Below are 26555 nucleotides of genomic sequence, written 5' to 3'. Positions count from 1 at the left end.
ACATCAGGCTATGGAGGCTGTTGTGCAGCTTTCGCCTGATGATTTTTTTGTGTATGAATTACTGCCTGTCACTGATAGCAGCACCTGTGATCGTGATACCATTTATTCAAGCAAAGCCTTCACTCCGCCCAAGATATACGCTCACATTGCTCAAGATCGCGATGGTATTAAAATCAGTTTTTTTATTGAGAAAACCACGCACACCCAAGAGATTTTTGATAAACACATCAAAAGTACCTCAATACAGCGAGCTGATTATTTGTGGTTGTCTGATTGTTTTGAGTGTTTCTTAGCAAACAAAGAGTCTACAGAATATATCGAAATCAATTTTGCCCCCGATGGGCGTTATAACATCTACCGATTTGACAGCTATCGCAAGCCTGATCAGATGCCTCCCATCTCAGACACTGAGCACGCTCTATCCATGCACCAAATAACCGCGCTGGATGATGGCTATGTTTTAGCATTTCATATTAATCATCACAGTCAGGCGCTTAGATTGAGTCAATATCAATTTAATTTAACTGCCATTTTATATCCAACCATCCACTCAACGCCCTTGGCTATTTATTATGCCGTTAAGCACGCAAGCCCGCCTGATTTTCATAACCGAACATATTGGTTATAAACGCATCCATCTTAGCCATTATTAATATTAAGCATATTTATTACTATTTTAAGCTTTACCTGCCTATTCATAAAATCATTTTAAAATAAAAAATATATGCTATGATAAGCATATCTTAGCGATCATTTAGGATGAATTATGAAAAAGGTACTTAAAAAGACAGCTTTTTTATTAGCGCTCGCACCACTTGCCATCACATACAGCCATGCTAATCCATCAGACAACCAAAGCAAAATCGCCATCGCCAAAAAAGTCATCAGTAATTTAGATCAGCGAATTCCAACCATCTTAAGTCACGCCGATAACGATTTTTCCACCATCGCTAACTACGCCGAATTCGTTGCCGAAAGGGATAACTATATTTCATGCGCGCCTTGGGATTGGATCGGCGGTCAAGATTATGTCCAAAGCCGCATTAATCGTTCGGCAAATTACACCCTGCTAAAAAACGGTCAGGTTAGAGCACGGTTTAATGTGGGTATACAGGGTGGTAAACCAGTCGAGATTGTTGATTTTGCATTTATCAAACAAAATGGTCGTTATGTCATTTCCGATATCATTGTGGATGACACATCATTCATTCAAGCAACGATCGAATGCTTACAAGAGTCTGACTATATTTAATTCGCTCAGATAAGTTGGACTCTTTTAAACAAAAAAACTAAGCCCAGTTTAACTTAACTGGGCTTTTATCATGTCTAAACGTACAGCTTACTGTTCGTTCAAAGCAAGCATAATACCTGTATTTGCAGACGCATCATTATAACGAGCATCTCGCCATACGCTGTAGCCATTGTGTTGGCTATATGGGCTGAATTTTGGCTGACGGAAATCTGATACCCACTGGCTGCCGTCATAAATTTGGATATGACCATGCGGATTTTTTGACGTGCGGTTGAAAACAGCAATATCACCAACTTGTGGGACGTAGTTATCATTGCTGATTTTCACAAAGCCTGCGCTTGCCAATGTACCGTTCGCATATTGATAAGCAGATGGCTGCGGTGTGAATTCATAGCCTGCTGACTGAAGCGCACGGCGCACATAGAGTGCACAGCGACCAATCGAACGACCTAGTGCAGCACGCGATGCCGCCGCCGCAGCGACACTTGGAGCGCTGCTGGCTGTCAAGCGCTCAACTGCCGAAACTGGCGACTGAAAATTAGCGCTAAAGTTTTGGATGGTGGTTGTACTGGTGGGCTGATGATAAGTACGAACTTGAGCGTTTTGACTGCTTGCTATCAAGCCATTAATGACGCTGTCAATATCGTCTGGAATACTAGCCACATAAGGGGTTTGGATAGAGCTATTTGAATACGCACTTTGTGCCGCACTTGATTGTGCAACGGTCAGACCGACGGCTGACAGCAGCCAAAATACTCGTTTCATTTAGATTCCTCACACCTCAAAAGCTTGCTTTGGCATTGCTATCACAGACAGCGCTCATCCTATGGGTTGGTTGGTGGATGATTAGCCCCATTGCATCACTTCATCGGCGTACAATTGATTGGTTTTGATTAAAGCTTGTGGCACACAGCGCACATCCTTGGTGCACTAGCAAAATGGTAATCTCGATAAGGCTGAAATTACCATTTTCTCAAAAGGCGTGATACACTTGCTCTGCGGACACCATGTCCATAGATCTTTTTATCATTTTAGGTGAGCCATGTCTGATCATACAAAAACCACGCCAATCAATGATTTGGTCGCCAAAGTTCGCAAACCCAATCATCTTGCAAGCCGTGTCGAAAAACAAGCGGCTGCCGGCGCTGCTATTCCAAAACATTTGTTGTATCGATATCATCATCTACAACACCACACACAGCTCGTTCGTCAAGCATGGGCAGGTTTATTGCCCAATGACATACTTTTGACCTGTCAAGTGGTTAATGTCTCGCCGGTGGAGATAACTCTAGCAATGAGCTCGCCAACCGCTGCCAATCACGCACGATATATGATGGAAAATTGTGTTCAAGCTTTACGTGCTTATGATCAGCGTTTTTGCCAGTTACAATCAATCAAGCTGATCATCTCATCAAAGACAACTTCGCCAAAATCGGTGCAATCAGACGCTCGCCCAGATGATTCAAAAAAGATCCTAAGCGAAAACACAAGACAAATGATAACACAGACAGCACAATTTGTCACACAAAATGAACGGCTAAATCAAGCTTTAACGCAGCTTGCAAGCTCAAATAAAGATCAAAAAAAATAATTTTATTAATTAAATTTAAACAGTCTATCTGAGTAAATTTTGTATGATCTCAGGGCGTGATTCGTAATAAAACACTTATTTTTGTAATTTTTTGTAATTTTAAATGAATAACTTTAGTCAGGTGGCAGATTTTAACCGATATAATTTTGGTGATGCGAGATGATTAAGACTCGTATTAATCCGCCGCCTTAATCAATCCGATCATAAGCTTTATTTTCCCAACCCAAAAAAAATGTACCCAATCAGTCGTTTGTAATTGGGTGCAATGACGAGGCTAAGATCGACATTATGCAAAAACTAAAATATGTCTGTTACCTTACAAATACTTTGCCAAAAAATTAAATGCTTTAGTTTTTGCTGACTAAATTACACTTTAGCTAAACAGCTTCGACATAATCAATTGGGCAAGATTCTTTGTCATAAAATGTTACAATTTTATAGCAACTTTTATCTGCTAGTACCGCTCGGATGAGCGCATTGTTGAGTGCGTGTCCCGATTTATAAGCAGAAAACTTGGCAAGCAAAGGATGCCCAATCACAAATAAATCACCCACAGCATCTAGCATTTTATGGCGCACAAACTCATTGGGATAACGCAAGCCATCTTGATTGACCACAGAATCTTCATCAAGTACGACAGCATTATCTAAGCTGCCGCCCAATGCCAAATTATTTTTTTGAAGATATTCGATGTCTTTTAAAAATCCAAAAGTACGCGCCTGCCCCACTTCTAGTGCAAAATTTGCGGTATTAAAATCAAGCTGTGTCGTCTGCTCGGTAGCGGCAATGGCAGCATGATTAAAATCAATCTCAAAATCCATCAAAAAGCCATCATCATAAGGCTCAAGGCGTGCCCATTTGTCGCCATCAGTCACTTCGATCGGTGAGATGATTTTAATGAATTTTTTCAGCTGATCTTGCTCAACGATGCCTGCTTGATCAATCAAATACAAAAAAGGCGCCGCTGAACCATCCATGATCGGTATCTCTGGTGCATCCACTTGAATGATTAAATTATCCAGCCCATAAGCTGCAATGGCTGACAACAAATGTTCAACTGTACCAATTCTGGCATCGCCCAAAACCAGATTAGATGACATCATGGTATCTTGTACAAGCTCAGCTGCCATCGGAACCGCTGCGCCCAGATCGGTGCGCTCAAAGACGATGCCTGTATCAGGCTCGGCTGGCGCCAAAGTGAGCGTCACTTTTTTGCCGCTGTGTAGTCCGATGCCAGTTGCTGTGATCGCTTTGGCTACCGTTCTTTGGTAGAGTTTTGTCATAGTTATTCTCGTTATAAATTTTCAGTCAAAACTGACAAAAAGTATTTCAAAATGTGTCATGGTAGTTTAACATTATGCACGTTTTTTGTCATCTGTTGTCATGAGCAGATTATCAATCATTCTGTTTAATTTATCTGATGATTTGTAAGCTGTGTCAAATTTTAGTGATGACAGATAATACAAAAGCAGCAAAGATTCAAACTTAAAGCTATTCAAATAAAAAAAGCAGTGCTCAAAAGAACACTGCTTATCATAGGGCGATCTATCAGGCGGTGACACGCGTTTGATATTCGCCAGTACGCGTATCTACACGCACCACTTCATTTTGTTGAACAAACAAAGGTACACGCACCGTCGCCCCTGTTTCAAGGCGTGCTGGCTTGCCGCCGCCGCCTGAAGTATCGCCGCGGACGCCTGGATCGGTTTCAACGATTTCAAGCTCGACAAAGTTTGGTGGTGTAACCGACAGTGGCGCACCATTAAACAGCGTCAAAGTACACAAAGCATTTGAATTTTCTTTGAGCCACTGTGCAGCATCGCCCATTGCAGTTTTGTCTGCTTGTAACTGATCAAAAGTCTCAGGATGCATAAAATGCCAAAATTCACCATCGTTATACAGATAGTTCATTTCCACATCCATCACATCAGCACCTTCAAGCGAATCGCCTGATTTAAAGGTCTGCTCAAGCACTTTGCCTGTGCGTAGGTTGCGCAGCTTAACGCGGTTGAAAGCTTGACCTTTACCTGGTTTTACATATTCATTTTCAAGGATGGAACATGGGTTACCATCCAACATAACCTTCAAACCTGCTTTAAAGTCGTTTGTAGAAAAACTTGCCATTATTTACCTGCCAGTTGTCAATCGGAGCATCGCTCAGTTAAAATTCAAATCGTTATTTAAAAAATGCGCTATAATGCGGCGCAACACTTCATTATATAAAGTTTTAGTAATTTTTGTCAAAACAAAACCATGATTTCTACAAAAAAAATTTATCACTCCGCATTATCTGATGACTTTCAAGATTGGCAAGCTGAGCTATCAGGCGCGGTCAGCGATCTAGACACTTTATTTGACTTGCTTGATTTGCCAAAACAAGCTCAGGTACACACCCCCAAGCAATTTGGCTTACGAGTGCCACACGCCTTTATCAAAAAAATGAAAAAAGGCGATATCAATGACCCACTACTTCGCCAAGTCCTACCGGATACCAAAGAAACGTGGACGATCGGTGGCTACAGCACCGACCCTTTGGATGAAAATAATCATAATCCCATCAAGGGCTTATTGCATAAATATCAATCTCGTGTGCTGCTGACCGTCACAGGTGCGTGTGCGGTGCATTGCCGCTATTGTTTTCGTCAGCATTTTGATTATCATACCAATCAGCCAAGCACGCACGAGATGGATGCGGTCATAGGTTACATCACCAAGCATACAGAAGTTGATGAAGTGATTTTAAGTGGTGGTGATCCTCTGAGCCTAAGTAACAAGCGACTTAAGCTTTGGCTAGATAAGATTGGCGAAATCGCTCACATTCGCACGGTGCGACTTCACACTCGGCTGCCGGTGGTGCTACCCAATCGTGTGGATGATGAGCTGATTACGCTGATCCGCCACTATCAAAAAAATATCGTAATCGTGCTCCACATCAATCATCCCAATGAAATTGACGATCAGCTGATCGCCAAAACAAAACAGCTCAAAGATGCCGGCGCAACTTTATTAAATCAAAGCGTGCTACTTGCCGATATTAATGATGACATTCATACTTTGAGTAAGCTTAGCCAAGATCTGTTTGGTGCCGGGATTTTGCCCTATTACCTGCACATCCTTGATAAGGTGCAAGGTGCGGCACACTTTGACATCGCTATTAGTGACGCCATTCGGCTATATTGGCAGCTGCTTGAAGTCTTGCCGGGTTATTTGGTGCCTAAATTGGTTCAGGAGCTGCCAAACCGCCCATTTAAGACACCGATTGATATTTATCAGCATTCAAATGAGAAAAATTAAATTAATGATAAAAAATGCTTGCAATCTACAAAAAATTTGGTAAAATAGCGTCCTATTACACAGGCGTATAGCTCAGTTGGTTAGAGCACCACCTTGACATGGTGGGGGTCGATGGTTCGAGTCCGTTTACGCCTACCAAACATGAGTTTAAGGGTGTCCATTTCAGTGCGACACCCTTTTATTTTCAATGCTTTAAGCCTTTTTTCTTGTCCTATATGGTATCATTCAATCCCTTTAAATCCAATTAATTTGTTGGTATCATAAAAACCGATACCAACAAGGGGTAAAAAAATGCTCACCGATACCCAAATAAAGAAACTTAAGCCATCCAACAAATGCACACATGGCAAGGTAGATAAATACACGGACGGAAACGGCTTACAACTTTGGGTAAGACATACAGGCGTCAAGTCTTGGGTGATTGCCTATCGTTGGCATGGTAAACAGCAAAGCATGACCATTGGCACATATCCAAGTATTAGCCTACAACAAGCACGCCTGCACGCCCTAACCATCAAAGAGAAAATCAAACAAGGTATCGATCCAAAGCACACCAAGCCATCAGCGGTGCTATTTGGTGATGTGGCTAATGACTATCACGCTAAACGAGATCCGAACAATCCAGCCAATGCAGGCAGGCACACCGTCACTATTGGCACATACAATAGAGATTATCGATCGTATATTAACGACATAGCCCCAAAGATTGCACATATTGATATAAATATAAAAACCTAAAAAAATGGGGAAAGTAAGGGAAAGTTAGCCCAGCACCTTTTAAAATCCGCTACACCGCTACATTTTGACAGGCTGATTTGTGGACTAGATCGCTTTAGATCGACAAAATCTAAATTAGACAACGACAATCTAACGCCATCTAATGCTTGCCTTTGGGCAGATCTAGCCACTTTGATAAACCTTGTTATGCTTGATAAAAGCCCTTATAATGTAATTACAAATAATCATGACTTAGGGGATCATCATGCCAACCATACACACCAAGCCGATCATGGCGGGTAATTCTCAAGCGGTAAGATTGCCCAAAGAGTTTGCCTATCCTGCCAACACCCCATTAATTCTTAGCAAAGAAAATGGCGTAATCACTATTAGACCCGTCACCACCTTAGATGAAGTGCCACAGATTTTTAAAGCCTTGGGCGATAAGATGAGTGATGAATTTGAGCGCATGGAGTTAGATGATGTGGGGCGTGACTGGTGAAATATCTGCTTGATACCAATATTTGTATTTATCTTTTAAAACACCAGCCAAAAAGCGTGCTAGATCGTTTTGCCAGTTGTCATGTGGGCGAAGTGGCCATTAGTGCGATCACATGGGCAGAATTATTAAGGGGCTTGGATAAATATGAGCCTAAAGCAGAGTTTGAGCGTTTGCGTGGCTTACTTCAGGTGTTGCCGTTTGATGAAAAATCTGCCGTATGTTTTGGTGAATATATGAAAACCGCCAACCACAAAGCCAGTTTTGACACACTGATCGCTTGTCATGCCAAAGCTCACCAATTAACCCTAGTCACCAACAATACCAAAGATTTTGAGCGGTATGGGGTGAGCTTGGAGAATTGGATGCAGGCATGATTAAGGCTTAATGTTAAAAAAATCCAATTTTCTTAACATTCAATCGGTGCAATGTTAAATGATTTAACATAGGTATGGTATAATGTTAAAAAAATCCAATTTTCTTAACATGGGCTAGAACAATGACCTTTGACGCAGAAAAACCATTTAATGATCTGCCACGCCTGCCACCTGCCAAAGATATAGAAACACGCACCATCTTAAAAATGTGCGTCGAAGCACGGGCAAGCCTAGCAGGACTAAAACAAGCAGGTGAACTAATCCCAAACCAAGCCATGCTAATCAATGCCATTCCCATGCTAGAAGCCAAAGGCAGTAGTGAAATAGAAAACATTGTTACTACCACGGATAAGCTATTTCAGCACGCATTTGATGACGATCATGCAGATAATGCCACCAAAGAAGCGTTAAGATACCGAACAGCGCTTTATGATGGCATACAAGCAATTAAGGATAGACCCTTGTCAAGTCAAACCGCCTTGCAAATCTGCCAAACAATTAAAGGCGTATCGCTTGGCGTAAGAAAAACCACAGGCACAAAGCTACAAAATAGCCTAGGACAAACCATTTACACGCCACCAGATGATCCCATAGCTATTAATGAACTTTTGGCGAATTGGGATAATTTCTTACACACTGATGATGATTTAGATCCATTGGTTAAAATGGCAATCGCTCATTATCAATTTGAAGCCATTCATCCATTTTTTGATGGAAATGGACGCACAGGGCGGATTATCAATATTTTATATTTGATAGATAAAGGGTTATTAGATCTTCCGATATTGTATCTTAGTCGCTATATCATTAACCATAAAGCGGGCTATTATGATGCGCTTTTAACTGTCACTACAAAAGGCGATTGGGAAACATGGCTAGTATATATGCTAAATGCCATCAAAGATACCAGCGATTGGACAACCGCCAAGATATTAAGCATTAAGCAACTACACCAAGATACAGGCGAAACCATCAAGGCGGAAGCGCCCAAGATTTATAGCCGTGATTTGTTGGATGCTATCTTTGAAATGCCATATTGCCGTATTGCTAATTTGGTACAAAAAGGACTTGGCACACGCCAAACGGTGAGTAATTATTTAAAAAAGTTATGTGATATTGGTGTGCTTGAGATGGTGACAGTTGGTAATGAAAAGATTTTTATCAATCCTAAATTAATGGATCTATTAAAAACATAAAACAGTTTTAGCAGGCTAGGAATGTACAGCCGAACAGCGGTTATTTTTGCACCTTAGACCGCCACGCCTGCTACCTTTTATTTGGCAGGGCATGAATAAGGTATGAGAGATGGGACTTTTGGATAAAATCAAAAAGCCATTAGATGATTATATTACAGTCGGACACTTTATTAAAAAATTGTCAGAAACAAATAATTTTCCAGTTTATGATGTTATCTCCTACCTTAATCATTATGATTTTGTGGGGAAAATAAGTGCAAGCAGAGTGTATCTTTAGTGATTTTGTTTGGACTTCACCAACACTAACTGAACCTAGGCATTACTTGACTGCCACGCCGTAAGCCAACACCTCAACGCCCCCTTCTACCTCGGTCATCTCAAATCTTAAACCGTACAATGCCCGGCAGCCGGCATCATCCGCCTGACGCTTTGCACGCACCACTGCTTCTCGGCGAGCACGATCAAGCAGCGTCTCATAGACGGTTAAATTTTTGCCAAATAAGCTTAAAATCGACGCTGCGACGCTTTTGAACTGATCTTGAGCGATTACCACACTGCCAACCACTAAGGCTGACTCATTGACACCTTCGGGCTCATAAAACCGCTCACTAGAGACTTGTATGTGCTGATATTTGTGCTCATCTGCCGCTAGGCTTTCTAGATGGCGACGCTCGGCACGCGTGCCAAAATACCAACCAACCGCAATCAAAACAAGCCCAATAATCCAGTCAAGGCGCTGCATCAAAAACTCTTCAAGGCTCATAAACACTCACCCTGCCGGCAACTCATCTAAGCTTTGCCCAAAAGGATTAAACTTCTTTTGTATCTTGACCGCCGTACCATAAACAAAAAGTTCTGATGCGCCCGCTGCGATATTTGATGTCGAAAAACGAATACCGACGATCGCATCAGCGCCTAACGCTTGGGCTTTGGCGATCATACGGCTCATCGCTTCTTGGCGCGCCTCTTCAAGAAGCTCTGTGTAAGCGGTCAATTCTCCGCCAACGATGTTTTTTAGTCCCGCCAAAAAATCCTTACCCACATGCTTACTGCGCACGGTGCTGCCATAAACCACATCAAGTCTTTCGGTGATGATGTAGTTGGGCAAGTGTTCTAAATTTGATAATTGCATAACCATTCTCTTTTTGGTTTAGTGTCATTATAGTAATTTAATCATCCTAAGATAAAACAGGGCGAAGACACTCGCCTCCACCCCGCCTAACTTTTTAATCACACTCAATCATCGGTGTGAAAAAGTAAAAACAGCTCAGTGATATTATCTTCAAGCGTATTTGCCATCTGCGCCAAGGTTTCATCATCGCGCATCTCATCCATCTCTTCATCAATGCCTGATAATAGCACCATCGGCAAAGTTAGCATTGCCACATCTTCTTCGGTGTTTTCATCATCAAACCAATCCACATTTTCATCTGAATACATGGCATCAACAAAACCGATTGCCCATGCTGCTAAGTCGCCATCTTCGCTAAAATCTTCGGCTTCTTCGCTAGCATCAAAAGGCAATTCGATGGGCTGCTCTGCTTTTAGGGTATCGATCAGCTCTTGCTGCCAAGCCTTTAAAGCTTCTTTCACCTCAGCGGGAACTTGGGCATCGGCACCCTCAAAAAACGCCGATATCCAATTAGGCAGTGGCTTACCCACCACAGTCGCTGTCAAAAATCCATGTGCGGCAATTGGATCTAAGCCCATTTCGTTGGCAGGAGATTCTAAATACTCAAACAATTCTTGTTTATTCATAACAGACTCATTACTTTTGTGGGTCAAATGTTAGCTACGCCCAAAGATCACTATGACAGCTTAATCCAATATCCAAAAGCGATCTTCAGACTTTAAAAATCATCATCCAGATCGTCAAACTCATCATCCAGATCATCAAATTCAGCAAAATCATCGCCATCTTCTAAGGCGCGCTTTAGCTTATTTAAACGCTGCTCTTCAAGCAAAGCATCGATTTTTAGGCGTTTTTCAAGGGGTTTTGCCTTGCCTTCATCAGCAAGGATGGCATCAGCATCTTCGTCAAAATTATCATCATCAAAATCATCATTAATATTACTCATAATGACTCCTTGTGCGTTGAAATTTGCAGTTGACCTGACTCTTTGCTAAAAATCAGGTCTTTACTGTAGCCTTATAAAGCCAATTGAATATTTTGTCAAGCATTATCATCACCAAGAAGCGCTTTATCTCGTGCACTTTTCAGTCGATCAGCGGTGGCACTAGTCATACCAACGACTTTGCGACCATCTCGTTCATGCACCGTGCTTGGATGTGTGATGGCAGCCAAAGTCATATACATGGCGGCTTGATTGCGACCTGCCTCCCCAAAGATGATCAGTGATTTTTCTTTTCGCATGGTCAAGATGGATTTGGCAACATCTGACAGCTCTGAATCACTGGTGACGGTCTTGATAGGCAAGGCAAAACGTTTTAGCTCACGATGCTTTTGATACACCACTTCATTGACCATCAATAGCAGCTGAGAAAGTAGCGCTGCCGCTGCCGCTGTTTTGGCATGATCATCGGTGGCATAGAGCGTAACCGATGCCCCTTGATCGGTAAATGGGTTTTGGTCGGTCATTGCCACGCCTGCAAATAAAGGCAGCTCAAGCAGCGCATGACACGCTCTTTCAAACAACTGATCACACAAAGCAAAGTAAGCCTCTTTAGACTCAATGCTAACCGCCGTCAATAAATTGTGCGGATCTTGGAACTTAACTTGAACCGTATAAGCGGCAGCAAGTTCAAGCTTGGCATCATCTGGATTATGATGATTTTCGGTTGATGCCTGCACCTCTTCATCAGGCGCTGCCTCGCTATCTTCGGCTGCTTGGGTGTGTGCAGCAGGCGCGGTGGTGGCTTGCTCGGTCAAAATCCCTTTAGATAATAGCTCGGTGCGCACATCTTTGGCAATTTGAGCCTTAAGATCCTCAGTTGGGCGCGCCACATAGCCATAAATCAGCCACAATATGATATGTAGCCCAATCACGCTCAATAAAAACACCCAATTGCCTGATAAAATCTCTGCACGGCTCACCGTCTTGGCTTGCACGACCACTTTACCAAGCACCTGTTCCCCTGATGTCACCACTTCTTCGGCGCGATAGCCTTCCGCCGACTCTCCAAGCGGTACCAACACTCCGCCTTGACTGTCATAAATCCCCACATAAGCGATCATGGGCTCATCAACATAAGGCTCTGCAATGACACTCATACTCACACGATCATAAGCCGCCAGCGGTGCTGCGATTTCTTGACTTAGCATCATGACACTGCGCTCAACCGCCTGTTGATTTTGTGCGCTGATCCCTCGCTCGGCACTGATTACAAAAAATAATAAATGCAAAACCAAGCTCGCCAAAACGATTGCCGCAAAAATACCCTGTCTGGGTGCTAAGTATGTCATGAGAATTGCCAAATCATAAAAATTAAATCTTATTATTATAGCATTAATTATTTCAATAGCTATGGGCTAGACAGGATTTTATCCGCTTAACAGTAAAAATTTGGGGGACATGATCTAGACTGCCTGAGTATTTTTTTAAAACTAAGTATTTTTTTAAAATTCAAATGAGTTTGATTGATCAAACCCTCTTACACCGACAAAATCCGCTTTAAGTCTTTTAAAATGCTTGATTAACTGCTAATATGGTAAAATTCCATTCAATAATAACAATCGCCTCAAAGGTTTGATATGTCTTTTACCTATGCTCTACCCAAAAATAGCCAAGCATGGCAAACTGCCCTAAATACCGTTGCTCATCATTTACCAAGCGAAGTGGTGGGTGAGGATTTTACCGCTAATGATATCGCCGCCAAGCTATCGAAGCTGCCTTTATTTGCCATCATCGTCATCACGCCGGCAGATCAAAATGCTGACATTGATACATTGATGCAAGCTTGGGTGGATACTCAAGCCAATTGGCAACTGGCGGCGGTTCAAGATGATGAGATCGCCAAAGCTCAAGCCCATCTGATCACTACCGACACCCCATTAACCAAAGTCGATATCCATCGCTATCTGCTGACGCCCAAGCATGATATGGGTCAGATCAGTAAAACAGCGGCGGCGCATATCATCGATGACCAAATCACCAGTCATTTATCAAGCGCGATTACTGCTGATGTTCATATCTTGTCAGCAGATAAGATGCTCACGCGCCATCGCTTGGCGTGTTTTGATATGGATTCAACGCTGATCGAAGAAGAAGTGATTGTTGAATTGGCAAAGTTTTGTGGTGTCGAAGAGCAGGTTTCTGCCATTACCGAGCAAGCCATGCGCGGTGAAATTGATTTTGCCACAAGCTTTGCACGCCGTGTATCTTTGCTAGAAGATGCACCAATCAGCATTATCGATGAGATCATAGCCAAGCACATCCACATCCAACCAGGCGCCCAAGCCACCATCCGCGCGCTCAAAGCCATCGGCTATCACACAGTGCTCGTTTCGGGGGGATTTGAGCCATTTGCTCGATATGTCAGCCAGACTTTGGGCATGGATGAATACTATGCCAATCCCTTACTTGATGATGGCAGCCGCTTGACAGGCATGGTTGATGATAATATTTTAGATGGCAACCAAAAAGCCGCCATCGCTCAAAAAGTAGCTGAACGCTTGGGCTTGCCGATGCAGCAAGTCATCTGTATCGGCGATGGCGCCAATGATCTGCCCATGATGGCGTTAAGCGATCTTGGCATTGCCTATCATGCCAAGCCCATCGTACAAGCCAAGGCATCAGCTGCCGTCAATATCACAGGACTTGAGGGTGTGATTTATGCCCTAGGTCACCGTTTGGATCTTAATTCTTAATTTACCCCACTCATTTCAAGGATACGCCATGTTTACCCTTCCGATTATCAATGTCAAGACAGATCCATTAGACGCACTTTTGGCGGCGATCGGTCTGCGCCTGCAAAATCTTGCCAAAACTCGTGATAACGATTCTTTTAATCATCTTGTCAAAGACAAATCCGTTTGTATTCAATTCACCGCGCCAGATGTTGAGCGTTATTATCGTTTTGAGAACGGTCATTTTGGGCAAACCATGGGTAAAGCACAGCATCCTGATTTGACGATTGATTTTAAAAATTCCATGACTGGCGCCAAGCTTTTGACCAAAGGCGATGTTGCCGCTTTGATGACCGCTATTCAAGATGGCGATGTCAAAGTCACTGGCGATTATAAATTGGTGCTTTGGTTTGCAGGTATCGCCAAACAAGCCGCCACCATCCCTGAAGAATATCGCGGCTATATTGAGCAGGCCAAGCCTTTGGTTGAAGCAGCCAAGCCCTATGCTAAGACTGCCAAAGACTTTATCGGCAGCGTCAAGCAAAAAATCTCCAAATAATCTGCCTTGAGAGATGCGGTTGCCATTTGGCAAATTTTTGGGTACAATCGTTTACTAAATTCAAGCGAGACTCACAACAATGATGACACATATTTCAAAGGAAGAAATTACACGCTTATTTGATCTGCCTTTGATGGATCTGCTGATGCAGGCGCAAACGGTGCACCGCGAGCATTTCAATGCCAACGAAGTGCAAATCAGTACGCTATTATCCATCAAAACAGGCAATTGTCCCGAGGATTGCGGCTACTGCTCTCAATCAGGTCATTATCGAGACAAAACAGGTCTGACCGCCGAAAAGCGCTTGGAAATCCAAAAAGTACTGGCTGCTGCTCGCCGAGCCAAATCGCAAGGGTCATCGCGCTTTTGTATGGGGGCTGCTTGGAAACATCCTAGCGACAAAGACATGCCTTATTTGGTCGATTTGATCAGCGAAGTCAAGGCAATGGGTCTTGAAACTTGTATGACTTTGGGCATGCTAAAGCCTGAGCAAGCCAAGACTTTGGCGGATGCTGGGCTTGACTATTATAATCATAATCTTGACACCTCACGCAGCTATTATGACACGGTGACCAGTACGCGCACTTATGATGAGCGCTTACAGACCATCGCCCATGTGCGCGACGCTGGGATCAATGTCTGTTCAGGCAGCATCGTCGGCATGGGCGAGAGCCGTGAAGATCGCATCGATTGGGTGTATGAGCTGACCCAAATGCCCATTCCGCCTCAGTCCATTCCGGTTAATTTACTTGTGCCGATTGCTGGCACTCCGCTTGGTGATAAAGTGATTGCCGAAGGTCGCTTATCGGTGATTGAGTGGATTCGCACTATCGCAGTGACACGCATTTGTTGCCCAACAAGCTATGTCAGACTATCAGCTGGACGCGAAAGCTTGAGTGACGCAGAGCAGGCTTTGGCATTCATGGCAGGCGCCAACTCTTTCTTTTACGGCGATAAACTTTTGACCACTGGCAATCAATCAACCTCACATGACGATCGACTGATGGCTGAACTTGGTCTTAAGCCCGCCAAGCCCACTCCAAAGCCCAAAATCATCGATGCCATGAGCGGCGCGGCGGTTAATACTGATTTGCCGGCAGAGTGTCCGCTATCAGCATAAGCGATATACAGAATGTCGGCAATATGGCAGGATGCCAGTGATATTTGACTGATTGGACTGACAAGATCAGTCAAACATCACATAAAGTTTCATTTTAATCACACAAGGACGTTATATGACCAAGCATTTTTATACTCCTAAATGTTGCTCTGTCGCTACCAAGCTTCGCCCCTTATCTGTCGCACTTGCACTGCTAGGGGTTAGCACGATCGCATCCGCGCAAGAGTTTAACCAAACCCTATTTTTTGGCGACAGCCTGACCGATTCAGGCAGGTTGGCACAAATTGGCAAAAACAGCTTGGCAGCGCCCCTATTTCAAGATGCCCAAGCTGCTTTCACCACCAATCCTGATCCCGCTTGGGCGGGAGTGCTCGCTGATGCCTATGGACACAAAGCCGATCCCAATGATGGCAAGACGCTTACAGGTACCAATTATGCTGTCGGCGGTGCCAGAACGGCGACAGAAGTTGATCGGCTGGTTTTTAAGATTCCCTCTACCCAAACTCAAATTAAGAACTACTTAGCGCTTACCAATAACCAAGCCGATCCTAGCGCGCTTTATACTGTGTGGACAGGGGCAAATGATCTGTTTGCAGCGACAGAAGCACCCAACCCAGAACAAGCCCTTGGCATCATCACTACTGCCGCTGCCCATCAAGCCGCCTTGGTTAAGCAGCTTGGGCAAGCAGGCGCAAAGTATGTCTTAGTGCCTAATATTCCTGATGTTGGTCTGACACCTGGATTTGTCAGCGATCCTGCCAAATCCAGTAGCGCAACTTTGGCTGCTAACATATACAACCAGACTCTATATCAAGCATTGAATGATCAATCGGTTAATGTCATTGCGGCGAATACCTTTGGACTGCTTCAAGAAGCCACCCAAAACCCTACGGCTTTTGGATTTAAGAATGTGACCGAGCCTGCCTGCCAAAACCTAGATCCCAACTTGTCTTCGTTAGGCTGTAAAGTAAGCGATTGGCAAGCCACTGCCGCCGACGCCAATGAAACCTATGCCTTTGCTGATGGTATCCATCCGTCAGGTCGCACCCATCGTATTTTGGCTCAGTATTATCGCTCTTTGATTGATAGTCCAGTCCAAATGGGACAATTGCTTAAGCTCATCATCCAGCAAGGCAATCAAAACACCCAGCAGCTGTCACGCCGCTTAAATGGCTTAAGCAGTGACCAGTCATCTGTATGGATTGACGGCGCTATCAGCAATCATCAGCTTGATGAACAAAATAAATCTGATCAGCCCAATGTCATGCTTGGCTTTGATATCGCCAATCAAAATCGGCATTCAGGGGCATATTTGACTTATCAAAAGCAAGATCATACGCTTAGCGATACCATCAATACCGATGTCAAACAAGTGGGTGTTGGTCTATACCACCGTCATGACTTGGATCGTCTGCGCATTACTGGCAATATCGGACTTGATCGCTTAAGTGTAGACAGTGATCGGCGCATCGCTTGGGATGGCGAAAGCCGCAATCATCAAGCTCAAGCCACAGGTAAGCGGATTTATGTAGGACTTCAAGGCAGCTATGACTTTATCCAGGGCAGTGTCACCTATCGCCCTTATCTTGGCATCCGTGCCCAAGAAGTTAAGCTCAATACGCTGATTGAAAATCAGCCTACGCTGTCAACTGCTCTAAGCTATGAGCTACCCAAGCAGCAATCCATCCAAGGCGACATCGGTATCATGGTGGACTATGCGATGAATGATAAAGTCAAAGTTTTGGCGGGATTGGCCTATCAGCACGAATTCAAGGATGGTGATAAAACCGTACATTCAACCATCTTATCCAATCAAAGTTATCATCAGAGCTATGCCATGCCTGTGTCATTTGATCAACAAAATAGCACACACGCCCATCTGGGTGCGACGGTCAAACTTGGCAAAACCAACTTAACTACTGGCATCAATGCCACGCATCAAGATGGCGATACCAATGTCGGCGGCTTTGTGGGTGCGCAGATGGCATTTTAAGCTTAATACCTACATAAAAAGACGATATTTTATATGTCGTCTTTTTTTTATAATGGGTGGTTTGGTGGTAAAATAAGCTCATCAAACATCTAACAAGGTAGCACCATGTTTTTATACATCAAAGCTTTTCATATCATTTCGATGGTCTGCTGGTTTGCAGGGATTTTTTATTTGCCCAGGCTGTTTGTTTATCATGCCATGAGCACTGATACCCCAAGCCTTGAGCGATTTGCCATCATGGAGCGTAAGCTGTATCGCGGCATCATGACGCCTTCGATGATCGCCACTTGGTGCTTTGGGCTTTGGATGATTAGCCTTGCGCCCAGCGTGTACTTGTCCCAAGGCTGGCTACATGCCAAGCTGTTATTGGTGGTTTTATTAAGCATTTATCATCTGATGTGTGGCAAATTTCGCCTAAAACTGATCGAAAATCCGCACTATAAAAGCCATGTGTATTGGCGCTGGTTTAATGAAATTCCTGTGATTATTTTACTGATCGTGGTGATTTTGGCGGTCGTCAAGCCCTTTTGATGTGCACCTTTAAAGTAAAATCACTTCGCCAACTCAAGCTCATCCCAACCAAATGCGCGCATCACTTGACCAAACGCATCATCCAATGGCGCTGTCACGCAGATCGATTCGCCTGTCAAAGGATGGCGAAAGGTTAATTGATGCGCGTGTAACAGCAGTCTTTTGGTGCCGATGTGTGCTGTAAACGCTCGGTTTTGCACCTTATCGCCATAGGTCGTATCCCCGATGATCGGATGAAAAACATGTTTCATATGCCGGCGTAGCTGATGCATCCGTCCTGTGATGGGAGTGAGCCGAACCAAAGAATAACGAGATGTCTCAAACCGCCGACAAGAGACAAAGGGCTGCTCAGTGGTCGCAAGATTTTGATAATCTGTGATCGCAGACTCAAGCACTTTGTCAGGGCTGGTGAATTTATCGGCGATCTTATCAAGTCGTGGCTTGTACGCATAATCAATCCGTCCGCTGCCGATGATACCGCGCACAACCGCCAAGTAGACTTTTTGGACATGATGATGCTCAAACTGCTCTGTCAATAATCGCGCCATTTCACTATCTAGCGCAAAAACCAAAACGCCTGAGGTCGGTCTGTCAAGCCGATGCACAGGATACACATGCTGATTGATCTGATCGCGCAAGGTTTGCATCACAAATGTGGTTTCATGCTTATCCAGCCAAGAGCGATGCACCAGCATACCAGCAGGCTTATTAATGACAATGATGCGCTCATCTTGATAAAGAATCGGTAGGGTCACAGGTCAAATCCTGGATAAAATTTTGGCAAATATACCAACTTGACCAAAAAAAGTCTAGCAATGTTGGTCAAAATTTTATAAGACAGCTCAGTCGTTTTTAGTGGATCACAGCTTGGCTAAGCTTTACCCATTTTTTGTCAAATATGCTATAGTAATTGGCATTAAGGGGAATGCTATGATTTATGATATTATTGGGGACATACACGGACAAGCAGACAAGCTGATTGGGCTGCTTGAGCAGCTTGGCTATCGGCATGATGGGCAATGCTATCAGCCGCCGAGCGGTCATCAAGCGATTTTTATTGGTGATTATATTGATCGCGGCGCTCGTCAGCTAGACACCTTGCAAATCATCTTTGATATGCTAGATCACGGTGCTGCACTCGCTGTGATGGGCAATCATGAATATAACGCTATCGGCTATGCCACACCGCATCCTGACGGCGGCTATTGTCGCCCTCACACCAGCCGAAATACCAAGCAGCATCAAGCATTTTTGGATGAAGTGCCGATCGGTTCTGACAGCTATTATTATTGGCTGTCTCGCCTTTATGAGCTGCCGTTGTGGCTTGAGCTGCCTGATCTGAACATCGTACACGCCTGCTGGGACGCCAAGGCACAAGCAGCACTTGCGCCCTATCTCACCCCAGATCATCGCATCACCCAGCGCGGTATCATCGCAACCTCCATCGGTGACTCCACCGAATTTTACGCGCTTGAAAGACTCCTAAAAGGCATCGAAAGCCCCTTGCCTGCAGGCGTGGTGCTCGTGGATGGGCATGACATCGTGCGCAAGCGTACTCGCGTCAAATGGTGGCAAAAAGATTGGCAAAATCGCCCGCTGTCTGAGATCGCACAGCTTGGCACCAGAGCGACGATGAATCTGCCCAGCGACTCAGACATCAAGCCTTTGCCGATGGATTTTGAGCTGACCACCCATAAGCCGATTTTTATTGGTCATTATTGGCTCAATGGCACGCCAAGCATCTTATCACAGCAAGTGGTTTGTACTGATTATTCCGCAGGCATGAATGGCTATCTGACTGCTTATCAGTTTGACACCCAAAACCCCAAGCTGTCAGATGAGCATTTTGTGCAGTATATTCACACCAAAGATACGCCCAAAGAATAAACCCAAAAATTGCCATTTTTTAGCAAATGTGCTAATTTATTCGTTTACTCTTTTTAAGGAAAAATTATGTCTCACCCAACTCAGCCTGCGCCCATCACTTCACCTGCTGGCACCCCAAAAGTCGGTATCATCATGGGCTCTCAATCAGACTGGGCAACGATGTCTGAAGCGGCGCAGATTTTGGCAGATTTTGGCGTGGCGTTTGAGTGTGAAGTGGTGTCAGCGCACCGCACGCCTGATAAGCTATTTGATTACGCCAAAGCCGCCAAAGACAAAGGCTTGCAAGTCATCATCGCAGGCGCTGGCGGCGCAGCACACTTACCAGGGATGTGCGCCAGCCAAACCCCACTGCCTGTACTTGGCGTGCCTGTCAAATCCAGCACATTGAGCGGCTGGGACAGTTTATTATCCATCGTACAGATGCCAAAAGGCGTGGCGGTTGGTACGCTTGCGATCGGCACCGCTGGCGCATTTAATGCTGGCCTGCTTGCCCTGCAAATTTTGGCGCTGCATGACAGCCGCTTGGCACAGCGGCTTGATGAATTTCGCACCAAGCAAACCGAGACCGTGCTTGCCAGTCCAACGCCTGGAATCATCAATCCCTGATGGATCGGTATTTGGCAAATTAACGCCCATTTTTTATTAAAATATGCGATAATATCCGAAATTTTTTTTGTAGATTTTTCGGATATTTTTTATGACTGATTCCATCAAAACCATCGGTATTCTTGGCGGCGGTCAGCTTGGGATGATGCTTGCTCAAGCTGCCCTAAAGCTCGGCTATCGCTGCGTCTTTTTAGAAGATGCTGACAATGCGCCAGCTGCTTTATATGGGCAAGTGTTTACATACAATGAGCTTGATGATTTTATTGCTGCCAGCGATGTCTTTACTTTAGAATTTGAAAATACGCCTGTCAAGACAGCCAAATCACTGGCAAGCCTTGAGCATAAAGGCGGTTTATTCCCGCCCACCAATGCTTTGGAAGTCGCCCAAAACCGATTGGCAGAAAAAGCCTTATTTAATGAGTTAAACATCGACACCGTACCATTTATGGCAGTAGAAAGCTTGGATGAGTTACACACTGCCGCCAAAACCCTTGGACTGCCTTTGGTCTTAAAGACCAGCCGTGGCGGCTATGACGGCAAAGGACAATTTGTCATAAAAACTGTCGATGAAATCGGTGCGGCTTGGGATGAGCTTGGCGGCGCGGTCACTGGCGATGGTGGTCTGACCGATACACCTGCACCACTGATTGCCGAAGGGTTTATTCACTTTAGCCGCGAAGTCTCGATCATCGCCGTACGCACTCAAGATGGCGACATCAGCTATTATCCACTGGTTGAAAATCATCACACCAATGGCATCTTATCAAAGACCATCGCGCCTGCTGCCGATGTCGATCATCTGACCGAGCAAGCCCAATCCAACATCGGTAAAATTCTAAGCCATCTTGATTATGTGGGTGTGCTAACGCTTGAGCTATTTGTGACTGACTCAGGCTTAATCGCCAATGAGATTGCGCCGCGCGTGCATAACTCTGGTCACTGGAGCATTGAAGGCGCTCATTGCAGTCAATTTGAAAACCACATTCGCGCCGTCGTTGGCTTGCCGCTGGGCGACACCCAAGTGATCAAGCCATCGGTCATGCTAAATATCATTGGCACTTATCCAGATGCTCATTTGGTGCTGGCGCACTCTGGGGTGCATTTGCATCATTATCATAAAGATGAGCGCGCAGGACGCAAAATCGGGCACATCACGGTGATGACCGATGCACTTGATCAAACCGTCGCAAACATCGAGCAGCTGCTTTCATAGCACCCGCTTGTCTGTCATCCACTGCCGCACTGATTTACCATGAAAATACTCATTGATGCCGACGCCATTCCCAACATTGCCAAAGCGCTGATTATCAAGACCGCCAATCGCACTCAGACGATGGCGGTATTCGTGGCAAATCGGATGACCAAACTGCCGCCGTCACCGTTTTTATCGTCTGTGGTGGTCGGCACAGGGTTTGATGTGGCAGATGAGTATATCGTACAGGCGGCAGAGGCTGAAGACTTGGTGATTACAAGCGATATTCCGCTTGCCAATGATATCTTAAATAAAGGCGCTAAAGTCCTCACAGCACGCGGAGAAGAATACACCCTTCAAAACATCAAGCCCAAATTAAATGCACGTGATTTTATGGACACGCTGCGTGGTACGGGCGTGCTCGATCCTGCCCAAATGGGCGGTCAAAAGCCCTATGGCGATAAGGATAAAATCGCCTTTGCCAACGCCTTAAATCGCTTGGTCAAATAAGCAACTGCCGCCACGACCGCTCATTTAAGATGATTAAACTCAAACTTGCGCCTGCGATCTTGATCAGCACAACTACAGCAAGAAAAATCTTTAAAAATCATCCAAATCCGACGAGATATTTTATTAATTTTGGTGCATAATAAGACTATTTATGACAGCCAAAACTAATAAAGCATCCAAACCATTTCACACTTGGCTGTATGATGTGTCATCAAACAACAACTAAAAATCGTTTTATGGGGATTGGCAGCGCGTCATGATCGAACAGTGGACCAAAGAGCTTGTCGTACAGCGTTTACTTGCGTTTATCTTATTAACGATACTTATCATACTGTGTCTACAGGTGGTGAAATTCTTTATCTCGCCTGCCATTTGGGCGGCAATTTTGGCATATGTCACCTTTCCTTTGTATCGATTTTTTCATCAAAAAGTCCGCCTAAGTCCCACCATCAGTGCCTTAATCATGACCGCTGTCATCTCTTTGATCATCGGTATTCCTTTGGTGGTTGGGGTGTTTTTTTTGCAGCAAGAAGTCATCAGCTTTTATAGCATCGCGGTCAGACGACTGCAAGCAGGCTATGTGGATTTGCCTGAGAGCATCAAAGATCTGCCTGTGATCGGTGAGCAAATCAAGAACATCTTATGGGAGATTAATAAAGACCCCGAAAGCTCTATGGCAGCGGTACGCCAGTGGGTGCAGTCGCATCTGTATTATGGCAAAATCGCTTTCGATGCCGCCCTAAAAAATCTCGCCAAGCTCGGTATGGCGCTGATGACAGTATTTTTCTTTTATCGTGATGGCTTAAGCCTGATCAGACAGATCCGCCAAGCGATGCGTAATATCATCGGTGATCGCATCGACGACTATATCAATGCGGTCGCCAGCACCACCCAAGCGGTCGTCTATGGCATCGGCTTGACGGCGCTGGCGCAAGCCCTGCTGGCTGGGATCGGCTATGTGGTGGCAGGTGCGCCAAACCCCATTTTACTGACCCTGATTACCTTTATCATTGCCATGATTCCCTTTGGCACGCCCTTTGCTTGGGGAGCGGTGGCGCTTTGGCTGATCTCTCAAGGGCAGATGACCGAAGGCATCGGGCTTGGACTTTGGGGGATGTTGGTGATCAGCTGGGTGGATAATTTGATTCGCCCCATCGTGATCAGCGGCGCCACAAAGATTCCTTTTATTATCATTTTTATTGGCGTGCTCGGCGGCTTGACCGCATTTGGCTTTGTCGGTCTGTTTATTGGTCCTGTGGTGTTGGCGATTGCATTGGCTGTGTGGCGAGAGTGGATCAGCCAGCATAAAAATGAAATTTTTGCCAGTCGGCGCAGCGGCTTTGCGGTTGCCGATGGCAGAGCATTATTAGCCGATACCGACCCCACCCCTGTACTCAATCACGACGCCATCATGGGTGCAGACGATCATTGTACCAAGGTGAAATAATGCTGACTGTACTTGCTGATGAAAATATCGCCAACCTTGATGACTATTTGGCTCATCATCCCATCAAAGTCATCAAAATGGCAGGACGCGCCATTAACCATCAAAGCCTTGCCGATCATCGACCAGATGCGCTGTTTATACGATCGGTCACTCAAGTGACCGCAGAAAATCTTGGTGGCTTAAAAGACACCCCGCTTAAGTTTGTTGGCTCTGCCACCATCGGCACCGATCATGTGGATAGTGCATATTTGGCTGAGCATCAAATCAGTTTTGCCAACGCCGCAGGATGTAGTAAGCACTCGGTTGCCCAATATGTGGTCACCGCCATTTTAAATACCTGCCTACAATTCAACCAAAAACCGATCAAGCTGGGCATCATCGGACTTGGGAATATCGGCAGCACATTGGCGCGCTATGCTGATCAGCTCGGCTGGCAAATCGCTGGATTTGATCCTTTTTTAAGGGCGTCAAAGATCAATAACGCAAGCTTTGAAGAAGTGCTGACCGCTGATGTCATCAGCATTCACACCCCCTTGACGCACTCAGGCGCACATCCAACATATCGGATGTTTAACGCGCAAACCTTTGAAAAATTATGCCCAAATACCTTGCTCATCAACAGTGCTCGTGGCGAGATTATCGAAGAAGAGGCATTGATCGACGCGATCAATCATAAAAATTTGCAAGTGGTTTTGGATGTCTTTCCCGATGAGCCGACGATCAGCGCGCCCTTGTTTGACGCCCTAAGCATAGCCACGCCGCACATCGCAGGCTATACGCTTGAGGGTAAAATTCGTGGCACTGATATGATTTATCAAGCCTTTTGCCGCAAGTTTGATTTGCCAATCATCCAAAGATTTGACGCTTTATTGCCGCCCAATCCGTATCATCTCTCCAAACTTTTGAGTGATCAAACCTTAGAGAATCTGAGACAGTTTTATGACATTGCTGCTGATTATCACGACCTAACAGCAGTCAATCAAGCAGGCGTGTCAGGCGCTGATTTTGATGCTTTGCGCAAACATTATCGCCTGCGCCGAGAGTGGATTTTTGACTGTGAATAATGTCTAGATATGCTGAGTGATGATACCATGAGTAGTGACTTTACCCCTACCTTAACGCTGGCGGACGCCAAAAAAAGAGCCAAGCTTTTACAAAATATTCGTGCGTTTTTTGATGAGCGGGGCGTGATGGAGGTGACCACGCCGATTCTGTCGCACGCTGGCAATACCGATGTATATATCGAGTCGGTTCAGGCGCACTTTCACGCTCAAGGCGGTAAGGTCACAGGCTATCTGCACACTTCCCCTGAGTTTGCCATGAAACGGCTGCTGGCAAGCTATCAGGTGCCTATCTATCAGCTATGCCAAGTGTTTCGTGATCATGAAAAAGGCGCTCGGCATAACATCGAATTTACCATGCTTGAGTGGTATCGCCCACATTTTAGCTTAGATGAGCTGGCACAAGAGCTGGCAGCTTTATTGAGCACGGTTTATGACAGAGCCATTGAGCTTATTCATATGAGCTATGCCGAGGCATTTATAAAGCACACAGGCGTGCATCCTTTTAGCAGCAGCATAGATGAGCTGCGCGCTTGTGCTTTGGCGCATGGGATTCACCTTGATATGGCAGATGATCAGCAAGGCTGGCTAGATTTGTTATTCAGTCATTTGGTTGAGCCGCATCTGGGGCTTGATGCGCCCACGCTGATTATAAATTATCCGCCTGCCACAGCCGCCCTTGCCAAGATGACCACCGATGCTGATGGGCATCAGGTAGCCAGACGCTTTGAGCTGTACATTGATGGCATCGAGATCGCCAATGCCTATGATGAGCTTGCCAACAGCCAAGAGCTGCTAAAGCGTTTTGAAGCGGATAATGATGAGCGCAAGCGTTTGGGGCTGCCCATCATACCCATAGACACTCGCCTGCTTGATGCCTGTGATGCGCTGCCTGAGTGCTCTGGCATCGCACTTGGGGTAGATCGGTTATTTATGGTGCTCAGCGGTCATCACAGCATCAGCCAAGCCATCGCCATCACCACAGACCAAGCTTAATTTCTCAAAGTTAGTTTTTGGCGGTTTTGAGTAAATGAGTTGCCCAATGAATCAGCGGCAGATCCACCATTTTACCATCGATGGCAAAGACCGTATCGCCTGTTTCTTGATGTTTTTGATAAATCGCTTGGGCAAATGCGAGCTCATCTTCGTCCATCTTAAGCACTTGGCGTACGGTCGTGATTTGTTTGGGGTGTATCAAAAGCTGCCCCCCAAAGCCAAAGTCGCTCCAATGACGCACGCACGCCCTTAAGCCTGACTTATTATCAAACTCAGCAAAAATCGTCTCAATGGGCGGATTTAAGCCGTTTGCCACAGAATGGATCAATAAATCAGCGCGAATTTTATCAAAAATCAGCTCCGATGCTTGCGACCCTAGTCGCACGCCCAGCTCATGCATCAGATCCAGCCTACCAAAGCTCATCGCCCACAAGCCTTTAGATGTAGCGATATTGGCGATATTGGCTATCCCCACTGCTGTCTCGATCATGGCGATCACAGGCGTGTTGATTTGATGATGCAGGCTTTCGACCTGCAGAGCGTTTTGGCATTTGGGTAGTAGCACGCCTGCCAAATTGTTTAGCTGTTTGATGCAGGCGATATCCAAGTGATACTCTGCAGTATGACTGGCATTGATCCGTAGCCAATAGCTGTGCTGAGCAGTAGCATCAAACGCCCTCAAAGCGGTACGCACATCTTGCTTTTGGTCGTCCGCCACCGCATCTTCTAGATCGATGATGATCTTATCTACCCCAGAATCGCGCGCCTTTGGCACTCTGTCAAGTCGTGTTGCAGGCACAAATAAAAACAGTGTTTTTTGCATCGTTTACCATCCTTAGTTTTTTTCACTATAGCACCAATTTTCTGTCCGCTCAAGACAAAAAAAGACCTGCAAAACAGGTCTTGATTTTAAGATCTAC

30 protein-coding genes and 1 tRNA gene are annotated in these 26555 nt (G+C 45.1%); 21 read left to right on the top strand and 10 right to left on the bottom strand.

Annotation, left to right across the window (positions count from 1 at the left end; all coding sequences use genetic code 11):
- The first annotated feature begins 22 nt into the window (after positions 1 to 22).
- Both U0021_RS07240 and U0021_RS07235 read left to right on the top strand, forming a co-directional pair.
- Complete coding sequence (locus tag U0021_RS07240) at positions 23 to 628, top strand: DOMON domain-containing protein (protein WP_227538661.1); 606 nt, start codon at positions 23 to 25, stop codon at positions 626 to 628.
- 138 nt (positions 629 to 766) lie between these two features.
- Positions 767 to 1252 (top strand): hypothetical protein, encoded by a 486-nt coding sequence (locus U0021_RS07235; RefSeq protein WP_114799890.1) that lies wholly within the window; start codon positions 767 to 769, stop codon positions 1250 to 1252.
- Between the two features lie 87 nt (positions 1253 to 1339).
- Here U0021_RS07235 and U0021_RS07230 read toward each other — a convergent pair whose 3' ends face one another.
- Complete coding sequence (locus tag U0021_RS07230) at positions 1340 to 2017, bottom strand: CHAP domain-containing protein (protein WP_114799889.1); 678 nt, start codon at positions 2015 to 2017, stop codon at positions 1340 to 1342.
- Positions 2018 to 2294: 277 nt separating this feature from the next.
- On the opposite strand from U0021_RS07230, the gene U0021_RS07225 reads away from it, so the two are divergent.
- A complete protein-coding gene (locus U0021_RS07225; RefSeq protein WP_114799888.1) occupies positions 2295 to 2843 on the top strand; it encodes a hypothetical protein in 549 nt (182 codons plus the stop codon).
- A 377-nt stretch (positions 2844 to 3220) separates the two neighbouring features.
- Here the strand turns inward: U0021_RS07225 and lpxC are convergent, their stop codons facing one another.
- Positions 3221 to 4126, bottom strand: coding sequence for a UDP-3-O-acyl-N-acetylglucosamine deacetylase (gene lpxC, locus U0021_RS07220; protein WP_114799887.1), 906 nt, complete (start codon positions 4124 to 4126; stop codon positions 3221 to 3223).
- A 265-nt stretch (positions 4127 to 4391) separates the two neighbouring features.
- A complete protein-coding gene (efp, locus tag U0021_RS07215; RefSeq protein ID WP_049236523.1) occupies positions 4392 to 4967 on the bottom strand; it encodes an elongation factor P in 576 nt (191 codons plus the stop codon).
- Between the two features lie 129 nt (positions 4968 to 5096).
- Here efp and epmB point away from each other — a divergent pair, with 129 nt between their 5' ends.
- From epmB to fic, 6 genes are all read left to right on the top strand, one after another.
- Positions 5097 to 6137 (top strand): EF-P beta-lysylation protein EpmB, encoded by a 1041-nt coding sequence (gene epmB, locus U0021_RS07210; RefSeq protein WP_114799885.1) that lies wholly within the window; start codon positions 5097 to 5099, stop codon positions 6135 to 6137.
- 61 nt (positions 6138 to 6198) lie between these two features.
- Positions 6199 to 6275, top strand: a tRNA-Val gene (locus tag U0021_RS07205).
- 153 nt (positions 6276 to 6428) lie between these two features.
- Positions 6429 to 6875 carry an Arm DNA-binding domain-containing protein gene (locus tag U0021_RS07200; protein WP_114799884.1) on the top strand — a complete coding sequence of 149 codons (447 nt, stop codon included), beginning with the start codon at positions 6429 to 6431 and terminating at the stop codon, positions 6873 to 6875.
- Positions 6876 to 7119: 244 nt separating this feature from the next.
- Complete coding sequence (locus U0021_RS07195) at positions 7120 to 7356, top strand: antitoxin (RefSeq protein ID WP_078255307.1); 237 nt, start codon at positions 7120 to 7122, stop codon at positions 7354 to 7356.
- 56 nt (positions 7357 to 7412) lie between these two features.
- Entirely contained in the window at positions 7413 to 7730 is a 318-nt protein-coding gene (locus tag U0021_RS07190) for a type II toxin-antitoxin system VapC family toxin (protein WP_327037436.1), read from the top strand.
- Between the two features lie 122 nt (positions 7731 to 7852).
- On the top strand, positions 7853 to 8926 hold the full coding sequence (gene fic, locus U0021_RS07185) for a protein adenylyltransferase Fic (protein ID WP_114799882.1): 1074 nt from the start codon (positions 7853 to 7855) through the stop codon (positions 8924 to 8926).
- Between the two features lie 319 nt (positions 8927 to 9245).
- Here fic and U0021_RS07180 read toward each other — a convergent pair whose 3' ends face one another.
- The 5 genes from U0021_RS07180 to U0021_RS07160 all read right to left on the bottom strand — a co-directional run bounded on the left by U0021_RS07180 (position 9246) and on the right by U0021_RS07160 (position 12350).
- The gene (locus tag U0021_RS07180; RefSeq protein WP_407666551.1) at positions 9246 to 9689 is read right to left on the bottom strand and encodes a YbjQ family protein; all 444 of its coding nucleotides are present in this window, start codon (positions 9687 to 9689) and stop codon (positions 9246 to 9248) included.
- Positions 9690 to 9695: 6 nt separating this feature from the next.
- The gene (locus U0021_RS07175) at positions 9696 to 10058 is read right to left on the bottom strand and encodes a YbjQ family protein (RefSeq protein WP_114799881.1); all 363 of its coding nucleotides are present in this window, start codon (positions 10056 to 10058) and stop codon (positions 9696 to 9698) included.
- Between the two features lie 104 nt (positions 10059 to 10162).
- Entirely contained in the window at positions 10163 to 10684 is a 522-nt protein-coding gene (locus U0021_RS07170) for a UPF0149 family protein (protein ID WP_049236527.1), read from the bottom strand.
- A gap of 92 nt (positions 10685 to 10776) precedes the next feature.
- On the bottom strand, positions 10777 to 11004 hold the full coding sequence (locus tag U0021_RS07165; protein ID WP_049236529.1) for a PA3496 family putative envelope integrity protein: 228 nt from the start codon (positions 11002 to 11004) through the stop codon (positions 10777 to 10779).
- 95 nt (positions 11005 to 11099) lie between these two features.
- A complete protein-coding gene (locus tag U0021_RS07160; protein WP_114799880.1) occupies positions 11100 to 12350 on the bottom strand; it encodes a hypothetical protein in 1251 nt (416 codons plus the stop codon).
- Positions 12351 to 12638: 288 nt separating this feature from the next.
- Here U0021_RS07160 and serB point away from each other — a divergent pair, with 288 nt between their 5' ends.
- From serB to hemJ, 5 genes are all read left to right on the top strand, one after another.
- Positions 12639 to 13754, top strand: coding sequence for a phosphoserine phosphatase SerB (serB, locus tag U0021_RS07155; protein ID WP_114799879.1), 1116 nt, complete (start codon positions 12639 to 12641; stop codon positions 13752 to 13754).
- Positions 13755 to 13782: 28 nt separating this feature from the next.
- Positions 13783 to 14292: a hypothetical protein gene (locus U0021_RS07150; RefSeq protein ID WP_114799878.1), complete on the top strand. Its 510-nt coding sequence runs from the start codon at positions 13783 to 13785 to the stop codon at positions 14290 to 14292.
- 79 nt (positions 14293 to 14371) lie between these two features.
- Positions 14372 to 15412, top strand: coding sequence for a biotin synthase BioB (bioB, locus tag U0021_RS07145; RefSeq protein ID WP_114799877.1), 1041 nt, complete (start codon positions 14372 to 14374; stop codon positions 15410 to 15412).
- 115 nt (positions 15413 to 15527) lie between these two features.
- Complete coding sequence (locus U0021_RS07140) at positions 15528 to 17405, top strand: autotransporter domain-containing protein (RefSeq protein ID WP_114799876.1); 1878 nt, start codon at positions 15528 to 15530, stop codon at positions 17403 to 17405.
- 105 nt (positions 17406 to 17510) lie between these two features.
- Positions 17511 to 17936, top strand: a complete 426-nt coding sequence (gene hemJ, locus U0021_RS07135; protein WP_114799875.1) for a protoporphyrinogen oxidase HemJ — start codon at positions 17511 to 17513, stop codon at positions 17934 to 17936.
- Between the two features lie 20 nt (positions 17937 to 17956).
- Here hemJ and truC read toward each other — a convergent pair whose 3' ends face one another.
- A complete protein-coding gene (gene truC, locus U0021_RS07130; RefSeq protein ID WP_114799874.1) occupies positions 17957 to 18691 on the bottom strand; it encodes a tRNA pseudouridine(65) synthase TruC in 735 nt (244 codons plus the stop codon).
- Positions 18692 to 18866: 175 nt separating this feature from the next.
- Here truC and U0021_RS07125 point away from each other — a divergent pair, with 175 nt between their 5' ends.
- From U0021_RS07125 to epmA, 7 genes are all read left to right on the top strand, one after another.
- The gene (locus U0021_RS07125; protein ID WP_114799873.1) at positions 18867 to 19823 is read left to right on the top strand and encodes a metallophosphoesterase; all 957 of its coding nucleotides are present in this window, start codon (positions 18867 to 18869) and stop codon (positions 19821 to 19823) included.
- Positions 19824 to 19889: 66 nt separating this feature from the next.
- On the top strand, positions 19890 to 20429 hold the full coding sequence (gene purE / locus U0021_RS07120; RefSeq protein ID WP_114799872.1) for a 5-(carboxyamino)imidazole ribonucleotide mutase: 540 nt from the start codon (positions 19890 to 19892) through the stop codon (positions 20427 to 20429).
- Positions 20430 to 20520: 91 nt separating this feature from the next.
- Complete coding sequence (locus tag U0021_RS07115) at positions 20521 to 21642, top strand: 5-(carboxyamino)imidazole ribonucleotide synthase (RefSeq protein WP_114799871.1); 1122 nt, start codon at positions 20521 to 20523, stop codon at positions 21640 to 21642.
- Positions 21643 to 21681: 39 nt separating this feature from the next.
- Entirely contained in the window at positions 21682 to 22131 is a 450-nt protein-coding gene (locus tag U0021_RS07110; RefSeq protein WP_114799870.1) for a YaiI/YqxD family protein, read from the top strand.
- A gap of 256 nt (positions 22132 to 22387) precedes the next feature.
- Complete coding sequence (locus U0021_RS07105; RefSeq protein WP_114799869.1) at positions 22388 to 23578, top strand: AI-2E family transporter; 1191 nt, start codon at positions 22388 to 22390, stop codon at positions 23576 to 23578.
- Positions 23578 to 24642 carry a 4-phosphoerythronate dehydrogenase gene (locus U0021_RS07100; protein ID WP_114799868.1) on the top strand — a complete coding sequence of 355 codons (1065 nt, stop codon included), beginning with the start codon at positions 23578 to 23580 and terminating at the stop codon, positions 24640 to 24642. Before U0021_RS07105 ends, U0021_RS07100 begins: the two co-directional genes overlap by 1 nt.
- 27 nt (positions 24643 to 24669) lie before the next feature.
- Positions 24670 to 25635 (top strand): EF-P lysine aminoacylase EpmA, encoded by a 966-nt coding sequence (gene epmA / locus U0021_RS07095; RefSeq protein ID WP_114799906.1) that lies wholly within the window; start codon positions 24670 to 24672, stop codon positions 25633 to 25635.
- A gap of 10 nt (positions 25636 to 25645) precedes the next feature.
- Here the strand turns inward: epmA and U0021_RS07090 are convergent, their stop codons facing one another.
- Positions 25646 to 26458 (bottom strand): HpcH/HpaI aldolase/citrate lyase family protein, encoded by an 813-nt coding sequence (locus U0021_RS07090; protein WP_114799867.1) that lies wholly within the window; start codon positions 26456 to 26458, stop codon positions 25646 to 25648.
- Between the last annotated feature and the right edge of the window lie 97 nt (positions 26459 to 26555).

Source organism: Moraxella canis (genome assembly GCF_034424565.1).
Taxonomy (GTDB): Bacteria; Pseudomonadota; Gammaproteobacteria; order Pseudomonadales; family Moraxellaceae; genus Moraxella; species Moraxella canis.
Note: the sequence above shows the minus strand (reverse complement) of the source record. Positions and strands in the feature narration are given on the sequence as shown.